Below are 5,298 nucleotides of genomic sequence, written 5' to 3'. Positions count from 1 at the left end.
CTTCAGCAAATAAGGGGTTAGTTACCCCCCCCCCCCCATAGTGTAAGGGCTGCTACTATACTCACTTTAGCTAGTGTATTTGCCTTTGCTTTTGTCTTTGTATTGCCTTGTGCCTGTGCCATTATGTCTTGTTGTAGTATCGACATATTATCTCCTTAAAATCTAAAGTAAATGAAATGCAAGTTCTAGCATAAAAAAATTAAAATTTTGTTTTTTTTTTTTGTAAATGTGGCTGTTTTTTGGATTTTTGCTTTTTTTTTATTGATTTTAGAGTTTGTAGGGGATGTTTGCTTTCGTCTCAACATGACAAAAAAAAGTAATATGACAAAGTAATATGACAAGATTATAGATTACCATGACTTACTACCGCAAGGGGTGTAATGATAAGTTTTCACAATTCATTTCTTCGCTTCAATCTCCCTAGCAAGTTCTTTTGTGCTTTTTAGATCTACTTTACCACTGCCAAGTATTGGAATCTTATCTGCGATAAAATATTCGCTTGGTTTTTTAAGCGGGATAATATCAGATTTTTTAATACTATCAATTGCTACGGCACAATGCTCTTGTGGTGATTCTATAAGCAATACCACTTTTTCACCTTTTTTGCTATCTTCGAGTGCTACGGCACAAAACTTTACTTCGCTTGAAATCTCTTTGTGTTTAAAGACTTTTGCAATCTCTTCTTCAACACTTGATAGGCTAATCATCTCACCGCCAATTTTTGCAAAGCGAGAATATCTGTCTGTAATATGCAAGAAACCATCAGAATCTAGATAGCCTTTATCCCCGCTTTTATACCAGCGGATTCCATGTAAATCGATAATGACTTCATTTGTTTTTTCTTCATCATTGAGATAGCCTACCATGATTTGATGTCCGCCTATAAGAATCAATCCATGCTCTCCTAATGGCAGCTCTTCTAGCGTATCATAATCTACGATTCTAATGGCAGTCCCAGGAAGTGGCATACCTACACTGCCCTCTTTATTTGCTCTGTGAATCTGCCAGAATGTAACATCAAACTCATCAGGCAGATTCACACTTGCAACAGGTGTAGTTTCAGTCGCACCATAGCCTTCATAGATTGGCTTATTAAACTTCATCGTGTAAGCCTCACGCACTTCTTTTTTTAGCTTTTCAGCCCCTGCCACAGTTAAGCGAATGCTATCAAACATTACTCTATCTATCTTTGGATTTCTAGCATAGATTCCAAGTAGGGTAGAGGTTGCACACATGATTGTTACATTATTTTGTGCTATTGCCCTTGCGATACCTAATGCGTCTGTTGGGTCAGCATGTGAGATGACTAGCATATTTTCAATAAGTGGCATAAGTGTTGTAACGGTTAAGCCAAAAGCGTGAAATGGTGGCAGAGAAGACAGCATAGTCTCATCATTTCTTGCGTGGATAACATCAGCAATTTGTGCGATATTACTCATAATGTTTAAATGGCTAAGCATAATGCCCTTTGGCACGCCCTCACTCCCACTACTAAAGAGAATGGCACATACAGATTCTATCTTGCTTTCCTTTGCAAACAAAAGCTTTAAAAGCCAAGTAGGTGCAAGTGTGATAAAAGAAATATTGAGTATAAAGGCTACTTTTTGCTTACGAATCTGTGCGACAATATCTTCCATAAAATGCAGGGTAACACCGCTAAAATCAATCTCTATACCTTTATCTTTTAGCCTTTCTAAAAACTTTTTTGAAGTATAGATATGTGAGATATTAGCAGAATCTATCGCACTTTTAATAGCGTTTGGTCCAGCAGTAAAGTTAAGATTTACAACGATTTTTCCAGCCATCATACTTGAGAAATTACATAACACGCTTGCTAAAGAAGCAGGCAGCATAACACCTATGCAATCATTTGGAAGAGAGCAGCTATTTGTCCTTTTTGGCAGTGGCTTATAGCTTAACTCTTTCATATCTTGACTGAGCATAACACAAAGTGTAAGTAATTTACGATAAGACATGCTGCCTGTTTGTGTATCAATGATAGCAATATCGCCTCCACCGCGTTTGCAAGATTCTATAAAAGCAGCAGGTAGTGTTGGCGAGTTTTGACACTGATGTTCCCATGCTTTAAAACTCATCTCAAATACTTTTGCCTTAATCTTTTCCTTTTGTGTATGAAGTGGCAGGGGCATACCAAAGGCAATGCTTACACTTCTTTTTGTAAAGCTTTTTTTACGCTCTCTAAACTGCTCATTGCTACGGCTAAAGATACTGCCCCACATACCGCGAATGTAAAAAGGCAGAACAACAGCAAGATTCTCATCAACACCTTGTGCGATTTTCTCAAATCCGCTTTTAAACTCATTTAAATGCCCATGCCGACTAATCACACCCTCAGGGAATAAGCATACAATATCCCCATTGCTTAATCTCTTTTGAATCTGCTCTATCGCCCCACGACTTCCCAAGCTAGATACAGGTATTACACCAAAGAAATCAAGGAAAAACTTAATATACCAACGAGAATAAATACTTCTCTCCATTACAAAATACACTTTCTTAGGCACAGCCATCTGCACGATAGCCCAGTCGATAAATGAGATATGATTCCCAAGCAGCAATACACCGCCTTTTTGCGGGATATTATTAAAGCCCTCTACAACGAGTCTGTATCTCTGCAATATTGCCATGCTAACTAAGATTCTAACAAGTGAGAAAGGCAATAGCTTTATCATATATAAAGTAGCGACTACACCAAGCAAGGCACTCACATAGAAAAGCCACTCAACAGGTAGATTCTGTATGCCAAATAAAGTAGCGACAAATAGGGCTAAAAGCATGCCGATATTCTGCACGAAGTTATTCCCAGCAAGGATTGTCCCTAACTCTTTATCATTACTATAAAACTGCATTAACGCATTTAATGGCACAACATATAATGCCCCACCTAAGCCAAAAAGAAAGAAAAGAAGTGAAATGCTAAACAATGAGTTAAAAATACCAAATAATAAAAGGGCAATAGACATGATACACGCACCAAGCGGTATGAGACCTGTCTCAATATAGTTTTTAGAATAGCGACCAGCAATGATTGAACCGATGATAATGCCAAGTCCAGTGCAAGCAATAAGCATATTGACAATATCTGTATCCATGATTCTTAATACATTTTTCGCATATACAGGAAAGATATTAACAAGCAGTTGTGAGATAGTCCAAAATACCGCTATAAAAAGCACAGAGAGATAAATCATTCTATGCTTTTTCATAACAGCTAGATTCTCTTTTAAAAGCTCACCTTTTAGATATTTGTCTTTATTAAATGAAATATTAGAATCTTGTCTTATTGTCGGTAGTCTAAAGCTTAATAGAAATTCCAAACATGCAAAGAAGCAAAGCAGTATCGCTAAAAACACCATATCTTTTATAATGAGTGAGGGATCTGTAAGTCCATCTGTATAGAATCTCTCAAAAAGGGCTGAAAAAAATATCATACCACCAAGCATTGCCACAATCGCAGTTGCTTGTATAATGCCATTTCCCCATGTAAGATTCTCTTTACCTACAAGCTCTTTTATATACCCATACTTTGCAGGAGAATAGATCGCTGCTTGCATGCCCATAAGAAGCGTCATATAAAATGCCCCCCAAAAAAAGCCTATGGAGTAAAAAAACATGAGAATACACAAAAGAATGATATTAACAAAAGCCCCAATCTTTAGAATCTTATTTTTTGAAAATCTATCACTAAGAAAACCAGCAGGGGAGAAAAGCAGAACAAAAGGCAGAATCACAAGTGCATTTGCAATGGAGTTATAAAATAAATGTTCCCCCTCACTAAATGACTTATAGATAATGCTTAGCATTAGCACCTTATGCCCTAAATCAATAAAGGCATTGATAAATGCTACAATGATAAATGGAGTAAAACCTTTGATTTTATAAATCTTATTCATATATATATCCTTATTTTATGCTGAAACTCTTATTGTATAAGACTTGGGATTCTAGCAGAAGTTTTGTATTAAAGTAGTTAGATAAGTTTGAAGAAGACAAAAAATTTAACAAAAAAGGTATCTTCCATACAGATGAATATAATTATATAAAACACACAATTGAACAAAAGCACAAGAGGCTTACAAAAAAACAAGCAGAAAGATATAAAGTTTATTTAAATCCACCTGCAAACATAGAAGATAAGCAAACACCAAAGACTACATGAGAAATAATAGATGAAGCGAAACAAAATATACAAAAGGAGCATAACTACACGGATAAAAATTTGATTCTAAACGGCAGAGATTTTAGCAAGTCTTTTGAGGTTATGCGTGCGGAGATTGAAGCAAGGATAGGCATTAAACCCATAAAAGAATTTGGCACAAACTATGCAGAACATTATCACAGCGGCGAGACTGCTATTGTAAAACTCATAAATGAAGCACAAGCGCATAAAGAAAGCGGAGTTAAAGGCGAATTTAGCGGACAAGTGGCAGGGGCATTTCATCGTAAAGAATTGGGGGATATTGATTTAGTCTGGGGAGAAGTGCAAGGCAGCGGACAACAAGCAAAAGGCTATGGACTTGCTAAGATTATTGAGAAGCATTTAAACGCAGGGGATTTTAAAGCCTTTGGGGAGGGCGAAGCTGGACTTATAAACGCTATGAGTGAGATTATAGGTAAAGGTAAGGTTATTACTCAAAAATCAGGCAGAAAGACAATTATCTATCATAAACATGGACAAATCTTTAAGATGGGATTAAAACAAAATTGGCATGGGAATCCGACAAAAAATAAGTGGATCATTACTGCTTATAATGACAAGGAATCTTAAAAGTTTATCCACTCTTTAAGATTTTATAAAAGGCGAGTCTCTGCCTTTAAACTCTAGCGACATTATACCATAAAACATAAAAGATTCTATAACTATGCAAAGTAATGCACATTTAGGCAGTGGATTCTTAGGTGGCACAGCAGCAGGAATTGAAACAGATGAGAATGGAAACATTGTAGGATTTAATCCGCAAAACTTTGTGTTAGGCTTAATTGGTGGTAGTGTTGCGAGTAAGGCAGTAAGCAAACTCTATAACAATGAAAGCACACAAAGATATGCTACTTTAGCTATTAAAAGCATACAACAAGACTACAAATCTTTGAGTGAGAATAATCCAGCTATGTTTGCTAAAATAATGCAAAAGTTTAATCCTAGAGATTTCTTAAAAGGTAAAAAGCAAGTGCAAGAAGTAAGTAAGGATATTTTTAATAAAGAATTAGCAAAAGCCATAGAATCTGCCTTACAAAATGGTAAAGTAGAGACAATGCCACAAGCAGAGTTTAGAAATA

Annotated in this window: 4 protein-coding genes; 2 read left to right on the top strand and 2 right to left on the bottom strand. The window is 36.2% G+C overall.

The annotated features are described in order from the left end of the window. Positions 1-17: 17 nt before the first annotated feature. Together T368_RS17205 and T368_RS0110795 are read right to left on the bottom strand one after the other, a co-directional pair. Positions 18-146 (bottom strand): hypothetical protein, encoded by a 129-nt coding sequence (locus T368_RS17205; RefSeq protein ID WP_272898115.1) that lies wholly within the window; start codon positions 144-146, stop codon positions 18-20. A gap of 252 nt (positions 147-398) precedes the next feature. Continuing rightward, positions 399-3,914, bottom strand: a complete 3,516-nt coding sequence (locus T368_RS0110795) for an acyl-[ACP]--phospholipid O-acyltransferase (protein WP_004086300.1) — start codon at positions 3,912-3,914, stop codon at positions 399-401. A 326-nt stretch (positions 3,915-4,240) separates the two neighbouring features. On the opposite strand from T368_RS0110795, the gene T368_RS0110790 reads away from it, so the two are divergent. Further along, positions 4,241-4,789: a putative barnase/colicin E5 family endoribonuclease gene (locus T368_RS0110790; protein ID WP_027338492.1), complete on the top strand. Its 549-nt coding sequence runs from the start codon at positions 4,241-4,243 to the stop codon at positions 4,787-4,789. Between the two features lie 94 nt (positions 4,790-4,883). After that, a partial coding sequence (locus T368_RS14045) for a hypothetical protein (RefSeq protein WP_034595251.1) occupies positions 4,884-5,298 on the top strand: 415 nt, incomplete at its 3' end.

This window comes from Helicobacter bilis ATCC 51630 (assembly GCF_000686565.1).
GTDB lineage: Bacteria > Campylobacterota > Campylobacteria > Campylobacterales > Helicobacteraceae > Helicobacter_A > Helicobacter_A bilis.
The sequence above is the reverse complement of the archived record's forward strand: the minus strand, read 5'-3'. Positions and strand labels throughout refer to the sequence as shown.